We start from the raw sequence: 14,790 nt of genomic DNA, 5'->3' as shown, positions 1-14,790 counted from the left end.
GAAGGCCTCCGTCTGGAGGCCTTCTATCAGTGTCTGCAATGATGATTAGTCAGTCACCGGCTTTACGGCAATCGACTTGTTTTGCACGTTGACGCTAGCCACCTTAACTTGCAGGCTTTGCTGCAGCTCGTAACGCACCTCACCGTTGGCGAAGAAGCCTAGCTCAGAGTTAAACTCCGGCTTGTCCTCTTTCTTGCAAAGCGCCTGTTTGGCGATAAACGCAGATGCGCCAGATTCAACCAAACGTACCTTCAGACCACCGCGGGTCACTGAAGTGATAACGGCTTCCAGCGTTTGCTCGCGATCTTGCTCGTTAAAGTACTGGCAGTATAAGTAGTCCGCCATATCGCGCTCGGCAAACTTGTGCTTCTTGCGCGCCTCACCAAGGTGTGCAGTCAGACTATCACTCAAGGGATTGTCTGGTTGCTGCTCGGCTAACACGGCTTTGATCAAGCGGTGGTTGAGCAAGTCGCTGTATTTGCGGATCGGTGACGTCCAGGTTGCGTAGAGCTCTTCGCCCAAGCCGAAGTGGGGCAGTGGTAGATCGGCATACTCGCTGAAGGTGTAAAAACGTTTAAGTAGGCCATCGAGCTTGGCTGGGCCACGAGAGGCAATTTCGCGGCGCAGTTGGCAAAAGCCTTCTAAGGTCGAGAGCTGCTCTTTGCTGTAGCTGTATTCAAAGTGGTTCAAGGCTTCAACCACTTGATCGAGTTTGTCCTGCTTAAAGCCGGCGTGGGCCGAGAACACCCCAAAGCCAAGTTGGCGCGCCAGGAAGCGACCAGCAATAACGTTGGCGGCTACCATTGACTCTTCAACCATACGATTGGCGGCGCGGCGTGGCTTGCGGTGGATATCGATAACCTTGCCTTGTTGGTCGAGGTCGAACTCGTAGTCTGCCTGATCGCCAAACACGGTGGTGTTTTCAGCGCGCCAGCTATAGCGCTGCTCTGACAGGGTATTGAGCTGCTTAAGTGCCTCGCTGAGCGCTGGCTTGAATTCGCCTTCTCCTTGTTCAAGGTAATTCGAAACCTCGTCGTAGCTTAGGCGATGCTTTGATTCGATGGTTGCTAGTTCGAAGCGATAGTCATTGCCGAGTTCACCACTGTCACTCACCGACATGTGACAAACCAGCGCAAGCTTTTGCTGCTGCTGTTTGAGTGAGCACAACTCGTTGGCCAGGGCACTTGGCATCATCGGTACCGTGCGGGCGGGCAAGTACAGGGTAAAGGCGCGAGTTTTCGCTTCTTGCTCTAGCGGGTGCTCGGGGGTGATATAGGCCGATGGATCGGCGATGGCAACTAGCAGGTTCCAACCGCTTTCGGTTTTCTCTACGCAGATGGCATCGTCCATATCCAAGGTTGATTGGCCATCGATGGTGAAGAAGACTTTGTCGCTCAGATTACTGCGGCTTTGCTCAGACTGATCGCTGAACTCGAATTGATCATCCGGCTCGTTCCACGCCAACTGGTGATGCGCGGTGGTTGCTTTCCAACGGGCGAAGGGGTCGTCGCTATGGGCGACAAAATCGGTGATCTCAGCGTTAAAGTGACCCTTTTCCAAGGCATGTTGACGTAACTCTGCTACTACCCAGTCGTGCTCTTTGATCGAGAATCCGGCGTTTTTCTTGACTCGGGCAGAGATCAACTGATTGATCAGCGGGTGATCAACACGCAGTTTGGTGCGTTTATCCTTGAACTCGACTTGAGCAATAAAACGGCTAACCGCACCTTCTACCAGCTTTTCTGGCTCGGCAGATTGCTTACCATTGTTCTCTCTGAGTGCGGCGCTGATCTTGTCGCCATGCATCAGCTTGCGCATGTCGGGCGGCGCAATAAAGTAGCTGGTTTTACTGTCAATCTGTAGGAAGCCGTAGCCTTTCTCTGTGGCTTTGACCGTACCTTCAATGGTGGGGATGGTCTCGCGGATCTGCTCTTTGAGCTGGGCGAGAAGAGGGTTGTCTTTAAACATATTTTCAATCAATGTAGGCCTTGGCCTGAACTATACACAAGCAATTGCCGATGATAAAGGAGGAGTATGGCAAACAATCAACAACGCCATCAGCAGCGCCAACAACGCCTAAAAGAGAGTGTTGATGCAAAGGTTGAAAAGGCGAGCGAGGAGCGCGGTATCGTGCTGGTATTAACCGGTAATGGTAAGGGCAAATCAAGCTCCGCCTATGGCTGCGCAGTGCGCGCGGTGGGGCATGGGCAGCACGTCAAAGTCGCTCAATTTATTAAAGGTACGTGGGATTGCGGTGAGCGTAATATCCTAGAGCAACACGGGGTGGAATTTGCGGTGATGGCCACTGGGTTTACTTGGGACACTCAAGACAAGCAGGCCGATATCGATGCGGCACAGCGCGTTTGGCAGCAAGCGCTGCCATGGTTTTCTGACCCGTCTATAGACCTTATTGTGCTCGATGAGCTGACCTACATGCTGAGCTACCATTATTTGCCTGTGGAGGAAGTGGTGAACGCCATCCAAAACCGGCCTAAGGAGCAAAGTGTTATCGTTACGGGTCGCGCCTGTCATCGGTCAGTGCTTGAGATAGCCGATACGGTGTCTGAGGTGAAGAGTGTTAAGCATGCTTTCGAGAGCGGCATCAAGGCGCGCAAAGGGATTGACTGGTAATCGCCCTATAGAGTGAAAACGTTTCATTAATGAGCCTTATTGTAGAAGATATTTCTCTTTCCTCTGATAACTAGTCAGAATTTCGCAAAACTGTGCTGTAGTGCTTCTTCTAAGCTAAATCAAAGGCTTAGCAAGAGGTGCGTATGGCACAGTTACATCCCTATACTCAACTGATTAATCAACGGGTCAAACCCGCTACTGGCTGTACCGAGCCGTTAACCGCGGCCCTGGTGGCAGCCAAGGCCAAGCGTTATGCGAGTACGCATCCTGCGAGTGTTCATCTTGAAGTAAGCCACAACCTTTATAAGAACGCCAAAGGGGTTGTCGTCCCCGGAACCGGTCGCTGTGGGCTGGAGATTGCCACGGCGTTGGGCTGGTGCTGCGGCGATGCCGATGCCGGGCTAGAGGTGCTGCATGGTATCAACGACGCAGCACTTGAGCAGGCAGCTAAGTTGGTCGAATCCGGCTGGGTGACTATCTCATTGGTGGAATCAGACGATCCTCTTTATACCCGGCTTATTGTTGAAGCGGACAAGCCTGTGGAAGTGGTGATCAGCGGTAGTCATTGCCGGTTCAGCTCAGTGAAGGTCGCTGGTGAGCTGCTACATAGCGCCCTAGATGAAACGTCGAAGGCCGAACGTGCCGCGAGTGATATCTCAATTTCCCAGATCGTCGGCTACGCCAGCAGCGTCGATGTCGCAGAACTCGACGCGCTGCGCCAAGCCGCCACACTCAATCTTAAGCTGGCTGATGCCGGCCTTACCGGCCACTATGGCCTGTCGGTAGGGCGCAGTTTACAGGCGCAGGTCGACAGCGGATTGTTAGCCGACGATGTGCTTAACCGCGTAGTACGTCTAACCGCCGCGGCATCCGATGCTCGAATGGGCGGCGCGCCGCTGGCCGCAATGTCTAACTCGGGCAGCGGCAATCAAGGCATTGCTGCCACCATGCCGGTGCTAGCCTATGCGCAGATTGTCAATGTGGAGCAAGCAAAGCTACTGCGGGCTCTAGCCATCAGTCACCTGTGTGCGATTTACATTAAGTCTTTTCAAGACAAGCTTTCGGCGCTGTGCGCGGGAACCACTGCTGCTATGGGCAGCGCTGCGGCACTGTGTTGGCTGATGGGTGGGTCCAATCAGCAAATCGAGCAGGCGATTCAACTGATGATTGGCGATGTCTCAGGGATCTTTTGTGACGGTGCCAAGCCTGGCTGCGCACTCAAAGTGTCTACCGGTGCCAGCGCAGCGGTAAAAGCGGCGATGATGGCCTTGGGTGGTAGTCAGATCGGAGCAGAGCAGGGGATTGTTGAGGACTGCGTCGATGAAAGTATCCAGCGCCTTGGCGAGTTATCTCGGGATGCCATGCGCTACAGCGATAAGGCGATCATTGCCTTGATGGCGCAAAAGTAAGCGGGCTCATAACGAAAAAGAGCAAGCTCTGCGGCTTGCTCTTGATATCGAATGCGGCCTTAGCGAACTTAGTAAAGCAAGGAGTAGTATTGGCGGCGGTAGGTTGAGGCAATAGCCTCGCCGTTCAAGGTCACCAACATATCCAAGAAATGCTTCTTCACTTGGCCATCGAGAACGTCAAGATTCTGCTTTAGCATGCTAAACAGCGATTCCAGCGCCTCTTCGTTGCGGCCATTTTGCGAATATTGAATCGCCAAATCGAGGCGAAGCTGCAGGTTGTCAGGTGCGGCAGCAAGCTGCTCTTCTAGGGCACGGATCTCAGGGCTATCGGCGGCGGCTTGCAGCAGCTCCAATTGGCTACGCAGTGCCTGATAGTCAGCCTGTTGGTCTTCCAGCGGCAGGCTATCAAGAAGCTGCTCGGCCTCTTCAGCCTTGCGGTTCTCAAGCAACGCGCGGATCAGCGCAAACTTAATGTCGCTGCGCTGCTGGTCGATGGAATAGGCGTCGCGAGCGGCGGTGAGCGCTGCCTCAACGTTACCTTGCTCTAGCTCGCCAAGGGCTGCGGTGAGCGCAAGATCTTCAGGCTTAGGCAGGTGACGGGCAATCAAGTCGCTCACGGCGGTGGCTTGTGAAAAATCGTTGGTGCCATCTACCGGGCGGCCTTGCTGCAAAATCAGGATGGCCGGAGCTTGGCCAACCCCAAGCTGCGCAGCAAGTGGCGCCAACTCGTCCATGTTTAGACGGGTGAGTGCGAATTGCCCTGGGTATTGCTGTGCCAGCGCAGCCAGTTGCTGGGAGATAGGCTCACAAGCCGGGCTGGAAGGGGAATAAAATTGAACCACAACGGTTTGATTGAGGGAGCTTTCAATCAGAGCCTGTTGGGCATTTTCAAAGGTAATCTCTGTAAACATGTTTTCGCTCTGGGTATGCGTTTGAACTAGTAATGGCGGCGATGCAGCTGGTTTTCAACCATTAGTTCTCAAAGATTTTCTCGCCTTGCTGGTCGATAAACATCCGGCATTTGTTAAGCGCCAGCTCTGCGGCGTCACTTTCACTGCCACAGGTGTCTGAGCGGATAAACTGATGTTCTTTTAATTCGCCATCAATGGTCTTGCTGATTAGCGCAGCGACACGATACTGGCCATTGGCGCGCTGCGGAGTCGGTTGAATGCTAAAGCCCTGGTAATTTTCTGCTGGGTGAGAGGAAGCGGCAGACTGGCCACCCGCGAACAGTGCTTTAATCGAAGAGAAAATGCCCATTTATTAACCTTATCGTCTAATTTTCAATGTGTTAACTGCGTTGAGTTTGGCAGGTATTGTGGTCATTGTGCATAATAGCTAGCAAGTTAGATTAACTGCAATGGCCGCTGCGTGAATATTCCACTTTCTTCTCTCTACCTCGTTGTTTTTGGCGCGTTGTTGCTGTTGGTTGCAGTGATAGCATTAGTCGTGTTGTCACAGCGTAGGCAGCGCGAGCTAGGCGAAGCCCAGCAGCAACTGGCTGCGCTGCACACGGAAAAAGAGCTGACCCTGCAAGAGCTCGATCAAACCACCGACGCCTTGCATCACCAGCAGCAACAAAGTGCGGCAATGCAGCAAGAGCTCGCCCAGCTTCAGGTGTATCGCCAGCAGTTGACGGATACTCAGCGGCAATCTCAAGCTCAGCAGCAACAGATCATTGCCTTGGAAAAACAGTTGGCGGTCAGCGGCGAGCAAGAGAAGACCGCTCAGCAACGCATTCAACAGCTCGAGCAGGGCGAACAGCGCCTTCAGCAACAGTTCGAAGCCTTGGCCAATAAAGTCTTAGAGAGCAAGCAACAGCATCTGCAGCAGCAAAGTGAGCAAGGGCTGAAGCACCTGTTGGATCCGCTCAAAGAGCAGCTGCAGAGCTTTCGCCTGCAGATCCAGCAGAATCATCAGAATGAGGCGCAACAGCGCCACTCCCTGCGTGACCAGCTGCTGCAGCTGCAAAAACTCAATCAGCAGCTGAGTGACGATGCACACAACTTAACCCGTGCCCTTAAAGGCGACAGCAAGCAGCAGGGCAACTGGGGCGAGGTGGTGTTGGAGCGCATCTTACAAGACGCTGGGCTGCGCCCGGGCTTTGAATATCAAACCCAGGTGGTGGGCGATAATCAGCAAGGGAAGGTGATCAAGCCTGATGTGGTGGTGAAGCTTCCCGATGATAAATCGGTGGTAGTGGACTCCAAGGTGAGCCTGACCGCTTATGAGCGTTTTTACAACAGTGAGGATCCGCTTAGCGCTGCCAGTGCGCTTGACGAGCACTGTTTGTCGCTGCGCAATCACATCAAAGGCTTAGCCCGCAAAGACTATCAAACCCTACATAGCATTCAGAGCTTGGATTACGTGCTGATGTTTGTGCCGATAGAAAGCGCCTATATCGCCGCCGTTCAACACCAAGGTGACTTGGTAAGCCTGGCCTTGGACTCGAATATCTTGCTGGTCAGCCCCAGCTCCTTGATGGTAGCGCTGCGCACCATCAACAACCTGTGGAAGATGGAGTACCAGCAGCAAAATGCCAAACTGATCGCCGCCCGGGCCGGCAAGCTCTACGACAAGTTTGCGGCCTTCACTCAAGACCTACAATCTCACGGGCAGCAGTTGGAGCGGGCTCAGGAGAGCTATCAGGCTGCGCTAGGCAAGCTTTCCACCGGGCGAGGCAACTTGATGCGCCAAGCCGAGCTACTTAAAGAGATGCACGTACCCACCAACAAAAACGTCGCTCAATTGAGCGACGTTGCTAAGGTTGAGTCTTCTCTGACTAGTGATGATCAGAGTAGCGATGAAGAGGCTAGCTAACGCTGCTAAGCACCAAGCTGGCTTTTTCAGCAATACGAAGGCTTAGAGCGCCGTTTTCAGCTTGTACGGCCTGCCCACTAAACAACTCTCTATAGCGCTCATCACCGGATACCATGGCAAGCGGCAGCTGTAGGTCGCGCGCGGCGCCGCGGTTTACCACAACGACGCTATGCTGGCCGTTGAGGTAGCGCATAAAAGCCCAGCAATCTTGGTCGGTGTACAAGGTGAACAGGTCGCCTTGCTGCAGTTCGATCCGTTGCTTGCGCAGGGCGATTAACTGCTTGTTGTAGCTAAGCAAGTCGTGGTCCCACTCACTTTCATCCCACGGGAAGCAGCGACGACAATCCGGATCGTAGCCACCGCTTAGGCCCACTTCATCGCCATAGTAGATAGACGGCACGCCCTTGTAGGTGAGTAGCAAGGTGGTGGCCAATTTAAGCGCTTGCTTATCGCCATCTGCCAGGTAGAGAAAGCGCGCGGTGTCATGACTATCCAGCAGGTTGTACTGGGCAAGTTGGTTGGCAAAAGGAATGCTGGCGGCGGCTTGGTCCAGCCAAGCAACGAACTCATCGGCTGACAAATCTACCGGGTGTGCAGTAGGGACATCTTTTCCAAGCAAGAAGGCAATCACCGGATGGGCGAAGCCATAGTAGTTCATGGCACCGTCTTCTTGCTCGCCTTGTAGCCACTGGGTGGCCTCGGCGAAGTGCTCGCCAATCATATAGGCGTCTGGATTAGTTTGTTTGATGGCGTCGCGGAACTGGGCGACATAATAGCCGTTGTTTTCCGCACTGGTGGTCTCGCCAAGCATATGTACAACGTCAAAGCGCCAGGCATCGATGGAATAGGGCGGACGCAACCAGTGTTTTAGCACTGAGTTTTCGCTGGCGTAGATATAATCGCGCACCTCGGTGTTGGCGAAATTTAGCTTCGGCAGAGTATCGCAGCCCTTCCACGACCAGTAGTTACCGTCATCAAAGAAGTTGTAGAAGTCACGATAGGCAGAGCCTGCATTGTCAAACGCTCCGCCTTCAAGTTTCTTCGGCACGTCGATCCACGGGTGTTGGCTGGAGGTGTGGTTGACTACGGCATCAAGCATCAAACGCATCTCGCGCTGCTTCATCGCCGCACTTAGCTCAACCAGCGCTTGGTTGCCACCGAAACAGGGGTCAACCTGCAGATAATCGAAGGTATCGTATTTGTGGTTGCTTGGAGAGTGAAAAATTGGGTTTAGGTAGATCCCGGTGATGCCCAGCTCCTGCAAATAGTCGAGCTTTTGGGTAATGCCGGGAAGGTCGCCGCCATAGAACTCGCTGGCGCCGGTGCCGTCGTGGCTGGCGGCTACAGGCTCTCCCCACTGTTTGATAACCACTGGCTTGTTACTTTCGAAGGGGTAGTGCTTCTCAATGTAGTCGTTGCTCGGATCGCCATTATGAAAGCGCTCTGGAAAGATCTGATAGAACACCTGCTGCTTAACCCACTCCGGTGGTTGGAACTGGCTGATGCGAAACTGTTGATGCTTTTGCGGCAAGCGTGGGCTTTGCCCAGCTGCGTGGAGATAGATTTGGCTGGTTTCAAACAGCGCCTTAAAGCAATACAGGGTTTGGTGGCTATGCGGTGCTACCGGAATCGTCGTTTGCCAAACATCCCAGCCATTGCGCTTGCCTTGGCGCTTCATGGCAAACAGGGTCTCTTCATGGTCCGGCTCTGCGCGTACAAACAGTTGCTTGATAGCTGGTTCGCTGGGATGCTCAGGCGCGGTTAATAGGGTAAGCCGATACTGCTCGCCAAATTCGCCGGGGACGCGCGTGACCTCAGACTGAGGGTGGAAAAGGGTGTGATGTTTCATAGTGATCCCGCTAGTTATTGTTATACCCCTTCTATTTACTCGCCCGTTACCGTTGGGCTGCCGCACTTGCCTGGCGGTTACTTGTTAGAAGGGGGTATCCATTCGCCTCAGCGTTGTGTGTCGAGGCGGCTTCATTCTGTTAATACGACCTGAATTATAGTGAAGCCAATTACCCAACTGTATTGGGATATTTAGTAAGGCGGCAACTATTTTCGGGCAAAATTGTTCTAAAACAGCGCGATCTGCTCGGCAGTTAGCTCACAGTAATCGCCCGGTTCTAGCGCTGTGGGTAACACCAGGTCGCCGATGGCTTCGCGGTGCAGGGCTTCTACCTTGTTACCAACAAAGGCAAACATGCGTTTCACCTGATGGTAGCGGCCTTCACTGATGGTGATCAGCACCTCAGTTGGGTCAAGTTGCTCCAAGGTTGCCGGTAGGGTCGGCTTGTTCTCGTTGCGTAGCAACACGCCTTGGGCCAGGGTGTTGAGCGCGGCTTGATCAATGGGATCAGCCAGAGAAACTCGATAGCGCTTGGATTTATTGTGGCGCGGGCTGGTCACCCGGTGTGACCATTGGCCATCGTCGGTGATCAGCAAGAGGCCAGTTGTATCGACATCAAGCCGCCCGGCACAGTGCAGCTCACCGGGAAGGGCATCCTCGATTAAGCTTGTTGCGCTAGGGTGGTGGGCATCGCCTTCAGTACTGACTACGCCCGCGGGTTTATTCATCATGATGTAGCGCGGCTGTTTGGCGCTGAGGGATTTACCGTTCAGGCTAACTAGCGTGTCCGGTGAGATAGGGTGCTGAGCTTGCTTGGTGGCAATGCCATCAACCAGCACCGAGCCGGATTTAATCACTTGTTTGGCCTGACTGCGGGTAAGGCCAACAGATTGTGCCAAAAACTTATCCAGACGGATGGTCTTGCTCATAGCGTATTGTTTTATCGATGGTTTGGCGGGCAAGTTTAGTGGTATAAAGGAAAGCTCTCAAGCACCAACGGAGTCAGCCCCTTGCAGTCACTGCGCAGTCGTATCGTTTTACTAGGAAATATCGTTTCAAAACAGTTGGTTGTCCGGTATTTTGCCGACGGCCAAGCGATCACCCATTTCGATATTGAGGTAAAAAGCCGCGCAGCCGATGGCGAAAGCAAACACTACTTTTCGATACAGGCCAAGGGCGAGTTGGCTGAGCGATTAAGCCAAGGGGCAGTGGCTGGGCAGGGGATTCATCTGGAAGGCTACTACCATCAACAGCTCAACAAGCAAAATCAGCTGGTTAGCAGCATCACCGCAACCAATGCTGATTTGATAGGCACGGCCACCAAATTGTATTGGAATCGTAGCGAATTAGTTGGTCAGGTGGTTAAGCGTTCGGCCTTGGCCAAGAGCACCAACGATCGCGAGTTTATTAAACTCAGCCTCGATGTCGGCAGCAATGCGCCAATAGATTGTCAGCTATGGGGCTTCCCGGCTAAGTACCTTGATCAGCACGGCGGCGAAGGGAGCCAATTGCTGCTGGAAGGTGAATTACGCATGGTAAGAGGCAAGTCGACAGATGAAAAGTCTGTACTGCTGCATGGCCACACCTGCATAAAGATAAACAATCCTTCCTGATTACGTAACGCACTAAAATATAAAGAAAAGGTTAGTTAAAACTGCGTTCATTTCTGGTGACAAGCTATCGAGTCTGAGCTAATGTTAAGTTGTGCAACATTAGCGTTGCGCCCATCATCTACTAAGTTATGATATGAGTGCCTGCTCAATTATTTATCATCAAAATCAAGGACGTGCTATGTCGTCGGTATATCGCGCTAGTTTCTTGGTAGCTACGCTACTAACTATTGCTGCCTGTGATCAGGCTCCACCCCCACCACCTCCAGTAAAACCCGCCGTGACGGTGCGCCAGGTTGAACTACGAGAAGTTGTTCCCACGCGTGAGTTTGTTGGCCGCAGTGAGGCCACTCAGGACATCGTGATTAAGTCGAAAGTTCGCGGTAACTTGATCACCAAAGCGTTTGAAGAAGGTTCGGTAGTCAACGAAGGGGATTTGCTGTTTGAGATTGACCCAGAGCAATACGAAGCGGCGGTTAAATCAGCACAAGCCATCGTTTCGCAAGCGCGTGCAGCTTTTGATACGGCGGTTCTGAACTTTAATCGCGGCGACGAGCTTATCAAAGATAACTTTATCAGCCGCTCCGACTACGACACGCTGCTGTCGAACAAGCTGCAAACCGAAGCTGCGTTAACCAGCGCTCGCGCCGAGCTTAACAAAGCCGAATTGGAGCTTAGCTATACCGAAATCCATGCGCCCTTTAGTGGCCGCATCTCGCGCGCAGAAGTGTTTACCGGTGACCTTATCTCAGCCGACCAAACTGAGCTTGCCAGTTTGGTGCAGCTCAAGCCTGCGTGGGTATCCTTCCAAATTCCAGAGAAGGCGGTGGTAAGTGCACAACGTTTAAAAGGCCAAACTGCTGAGCAAGTATTTGACGATCTTACCGTTCGTTTACGCTTCCCAGACGGCACCATGTTTGATGAAGCAGGGGTGTTGGATTACGCCAGTAACCGGGTAGATGCGGCCACCGGCACCTTGAGTGTGCGAGCGCGTTTCCCCAATGAAGAAGAGCTTATTGTTCCGGGACTCTACCTCACGGTGATTATCGAAGCGGCTGAACAAGAGTCAGTGTTGGTGATCCCACAGCGTTCGGTTCAGGAGGACCAGCAGGGCCGCTATGTGCTGGTTGTACAAGATGGCGTAGTCAAACGCAAAAACGTTGAACTGGGCGAGCGCTATGGCATCGATTGGCAAGTAGAGAAAGGGCTCGATGAGGGTGACATGGTCATCGTCGACGGCTTGCAGCGGGTGCGAATAGGGGTCGAGGTGGATTACACCGAAGAGACCGCGCGTCCTTTTGAAGAAAGTGCGTCGTAAGGAGCTCCCATGTTTAGTCGCTTCTTTATTCACCGCCCAAAGTTTGCGTTCGTAATCTCCATTGTTCTGACCTTGGCCGGTTTTTTGTCTATCCCTGTGCTGCCGGTGGCCGAGTTCCCAGAGATCTCGCCACCGACCGTATCTGTAAGCACCTCATATCCCGGCGCCAGCGCCAAGGTGGTTGAGGAGACCATCGCCAAGATCATCGATGCCGAAGTCAACGGCGTTGAAGATATGATCTACATGGAATCGAAAAGTGGTAACGACGGTAGTTACTCGCTGACGGTGACCTTCTCGGTGGGTACCGATGTGGATATGGCGCAGGTTAACGTGCAAAACCGGGTACAAAGGGCGATGCCGCGTATGCCCGCGGAGGTGCAGCGCAGCGGTATTGTGGTGGCCAAACGTGACCCGAACATTCTGATGATGCTCACGGTTACGTCCCCCAATGGCAGCTTCGATAACCTGTTTTTGAACAACTATGTTGGTATCAACATCAAAGACAATCTGGCGCGGGTTAACGGGGTTTCTGAGGTTAGCATTATCGGTGGTATGGACTACTCCATGCGCCTATGGCTAAACCCTGACCGTATGGCCAGCCTCGGTGTCACCGTTGAAGATGCCATCGCCGCAGTGCAAGAGCAAAACGTACAGGTTGCCGCCGGCCGTATCGGTGCCGCACCAACCCCCCACGATCAGCAGTTTCAGTACACCCTGCAAAGTAAAGGACGCCTGTCGACCCCGGAAGAGTTTGAAAGCATCATCGTGCGCTCAAACCTCGATGGCAGTGCGGTGTACCTGCGCGACATCGCCCGGGTGGAAATGGGGGCTGCCAGCTATGACGCTGAAGCCTCGGTGGATAACAAGCCTGCTTCTTTGCTGTTTATCAACCAGAGCAGTGGCGCGAACGCGCTGGAAGTGGCCCAAGGTGTCCGCGATGAGATGGATCGCCTTAAGCAGAACTTCCCAGAAGATTTGGACTATCAAATCCTCTATGACACCACCTCCTTTGTACAAGCCTCCATCGAAGAGATGGTTATCACGCTGATTATCGCCTGTGCGCTGGTTATCTTCGTTGTGTACTTGTTCTTGCAAGACGTGCGTCAAACCATGATTCCGGCGATTGCCATCCCGGTATCGCTGGTGGGCACCTTTGCCTTCTTGCTGGCTACCGGTATGACCATCAACACCGTGACCTTGTTCGCGCTGATTCTGGCGATTGGTATCGTGGTGGACGATGCGATTGTGGTGGTAGAGAACACCACCCGATTGATGCAACAAGAAGGCCTCGGGCCGATTGAGGCCACTGAGAAATCCATGCTGGAGGTAAGTGGCCCGGTTGTCGCCACCACCTTGGTGTTGCTGGCGGTGTTTATTCCTACAGCAGTAATGCCCGGGATTACCGGCCAGATGTATGCCCAGTTCTCGATCACCATCTGTATTTCGGTACTGATCTCGTCGGTGAACGCACTGACTTTAAGCCCAGCGCTGTGTGCCTCTTTGCTGCGTAATAGCGAGCCACACACCAAGGGCTTTCATGCGCTGTTTAACCGCAACTTCGAGAAGCTGACCGGCCGCTACAACAGCTTGGTAAGTGGTATTTTACGTAAGCTCAGCTTTATTGGCGTGCTTTACGTGAGCCTGCTGCTGGGTACCGGCTTTATGGCAACCCAGTTGCCGAGTGGCTTCGTACCTACCGAAGATAAAAAGGCCTTCTTTATCGATGTGCAGTTGCCTGATGGCGCATCCTTGAACCGTACCAAAGATGTAATTGGTAAGATGGTTGAAGAGCTTGGTGAGATGGAAGGGGTAACCAGCGTTATCTCTGCTGCGGGTTACTCGGTGATTGCCGGCTCTGTGTCGTCTAACTCCGGTCTGATGGTACTGAACTTATCCGATTGGGAAGAGCGTCAAACGCCAGAGCTCAGTGAAGCAGGCTTGGTGATGAAGGCCAATCAGATCTTGGCGGGCTACCAAGAAGCGCAGGGTATGAGCTTCTCACTGCCGGCGTTGCCGGGTGTGGGTACCGTTGCTGGGGTTGAATTCTTCATCCAGGATACCTTGGGACGTGGGCCAGAGAGTTTGGCGCAAGTGATGCGTACCATGTCTTTGCAAGCCTCCGAGGCTACCGAGCTGGGCGCAGCATTCAGTACCTTCCGTGCCGACGTGCCGCAGATCTTTGTGGACGTAGACCGTGAAAAAGCCAAGGTGCAGGGCATTCAGTTGGATAGCATCTTCACCACGCTGCAAACTATGCTGGGCTCGCTATACGTGAACGACTTTAACCGCTTCGGTAAGGTGTTCCGGGTGAACATGCAAGCTGAAACGGAGTTCCGTAATAGTGAAACAGATATCGCCCGCTTCTATGTGCGCAACAACGCAGGCGAGATGGTGCCACTTAACACCTTGGTAGAAGTTGAACCGGTACTCGGTCCTGAATACACCACCCAGTTCAACCTCTATGGAGCGGTGAAGATGAATGCCTTCCCTGCACCGGGTTACAGTACCGGTGATGCTATTGCAGCGGTGCGTAATATCGCCGAGACCAGCTTCCCGAGCGGTTACACCTATGACTGGAGTGGTCAAACTTACCAAGAGCTGCAAGCCGGTAACCTGGCGCCGTTTATCTTCTCGCTGGCGCTGATCTTTACCTATCTGTTCTTGGTGGCGCAGTACGAGAGTTGGACCATTCCGTTATCGGTGATGCTGTCGGTGCCAATCGCTATTCTGGGCGCCTTTATCTACATCTGGTTAATGGGCAGTGAGATCAACCTTTACACCCAGATCGGCTTGGTGCTGTTGATTGGCCTCGCCTGTAAGAACGCGATTCTGGTGGTGGAGTTTGCCAAGCAGTTGCGTGAAGAGGGGCACTCAATCGTTGAAGCAGCTACCACAGCAGCACGCCTGCGTTTCCGCGCAGTACTGATGACAGCGCTGTCGTTTATCTTGGGTATGATCCCGATGGTCACAGCGTCCGGTGCGGGGGCGGCGAGTCGACTATCGCTTGGTTATGCGGTAACCGGTGGTATGCTGGCCGCCACTGTGGTGGGTACCTGCTTGGTTCCTGCCTTCTACGTTATCTTGCAGAGCCTGCGTGAGAAGGTAAACAAGCCTAAGACGCAGTAGCGCTTAGAGGCGTTACCCAAAAAACAA

11 protein-coding genes are annotated in these 14,790 nt (G+C 53.3%); 6 read left to right on the top strand and 5 right to left on the bottom strand.

The features are described from left to right. Nucleotides 1-45: 45 nt before the first annotated feature. On the bottom strand, nucleotides 46-1,968 hold the full coding sequence (locus tag G462_RS0111370; RefSeq protein WP_026959098.1) for an exoribonuclease II: 1,923 nt from the start codon (nucleotides 1,966-1,968) through the stop codon (nucleotides 46-48). 66 nt (nucleotides 1,969-2,034) lie between these two features. On the opposite strand from G462_RS0111370, the gene cobO reads away from it, so the two are divergent. Both cobO and G462_RS0111360 read left to right on the top strand, forming a co-directional pair. Beyond that, nucleotides 2,035-2,631 carry a cob(I)yrinic acid a,c-diamide adenosyltransferase gene (gene cobO, locus G462_RS0111365; protein WP_026959097.1) on the top strand — a complete coding sequence of 199 codons (597 nt, stop codon included), beginning with the start codon at nucleotides 2,035-2,037 and terminating at the stop codon, nucleotides 2,629-2,631. Nucleotides 2,632-2,774: 143 nt separating this feature from the next. Continuing rightward, nucleotides 2,775-4,040: an L-cysteine desulfidase family protein gene (locus G462_RS0111360; RefSeq protein WP_026959096.1), complete on the top strand. Its 1,266-nt coding sequence runs from the start codon at nucleotides 2,775-2,777 to the stop codon at nucleotides 4,038-4,040. Between the two features lie 68 nt (nucleotides 4,041-4,108). On the opposite strand, the gene G462_RS0111355 is transcribed toward G462_RS0111360, so the two are convergent. After that, nucleotides 4,109-4,951 (bottom strand): tetratricopeptide repeat protein, encoded by an 843-nt coding sequence (locus tag G462_RS0111355; protein WP_026959095.1) that lies wholly within the window; start codon nucleotides 4,949-4,951, stop codon nucleotides 4,109-4,111. 61 nt (nucleotides 4,952-5,012) lie between these two features. Then, complete coding sequence (locus G462_RS0111350) at nucleotides 5,013-5,300, bottom strand: HlyU family transcriptional regulator (RefSeq protein ID WP_026959094.1); 288 nt, start codon at nucleotides 5,298-5,300, stop codon at nucleotides 5,013-5,015. 111 nt (nucleotides 5,301-5,411) lie between these two features. Here G462_RS0111350 and G462_RS0111345 point away from each other — a divergent pair, with 111 nt between their 5' ends. Further along, the gene (locus G462_RS0111345; RefSeq protein ID WP_026959093.1) at nucleotides 5,412-6,860 is read left to right on the top strand and encodes a DNA recombination protein RmuC; all 1,449 of its coding nucleotides are present in this window, start codon (nucleotides 5,412-5,414) and stop codon (nucleotides 6,858-6,860) included. Here the strand turns inward: G462_RS0111345 and malZ are convergent. Continuing rightward, entirely contained in the window at nucleotides 6,853-8,709 is a 1,857-nt protein-coding gene (gene malZ / locus G462_RS0111340; RefSeq protein ID WP_026959092.1) for a maltodextrin glucosidase, read from the bottom strand. The genes G462_RS0111345 and malZ overlap by 8 nt on opposite strands. Before the next feature lie 227 nt (nucleotides 8,710-8,936). Beyond that, entirely contained in the window at nucleotides 8,937-9,638 is a 702-nt protein-coding gene (locus G462_RS0111335; protein ID WP_035477533.1) for a pseudouridine synthase, read from the bottom strand. Nucleotides 9,639-9,719: 81 nt separating this feature from the next. Between G462_RS0111335 and G462_RS0111330 the strand changes: the two genes are divergently transcribed. The 3 genes from G462_RS0111330 (at nucleotide 9,720) to G462_RS0111320 (ending at nucleotide 14,763) form a co-directional block, all read left to right on the top strand. Beyond that, complete coding sequence (locus tag G462_RS0111330; RefSeq protein ID WP_026959090.1) at nucleotides 9,720-10,322, top strand: single-stranded DNA-binding protein; 603 nt, start codon at nucleotides 9,720-9,722, stop codon at nucleotides 10,320-10,322. A gap of 178 nt (nucleotides 10,323-10,500) precedes the next feature. Further along, a complete protein-coding gene (locus tag G462_RS0111325; protein ID WP_026959089.1) occupies nucleotides 10,501-11,637 on the top strand; it encodes an efflux RND transporter periplasmic adaptor subunit in 1,137 nt (378 codons plus the stop codon). Between the two features lie 9 nt (nucleotides 11,638-11,646). Further along, nucleotides 11,647-14,763, top strand: a complete 3,117-nt coding sequence (locus G462_RS0111320; protein WP_026959088.1) for an efflux RND transporter permease subunit — start codon at nucleotides 11,647-11,649, stop codon at nucleotides 14,761-14,763. Nucleotides 14,764-14,790 lie beyond the last annotated feature (27 nt).

Source organism: Aliagarivorans taiwanensis DSM 22990 (assembly GCF_000429505.1).
Classification (GTDB): domain Bacteria; phylum Pseudomonadota; class Gammaproteobacteria; order Enterobacterales; family Celerinatantimonadaceae; genus Aliagarivorans; species Aliagarivorans taiwanensis.
This window is presented reverse-complemented; position numbering and strand designations above follow the sequence as displayed.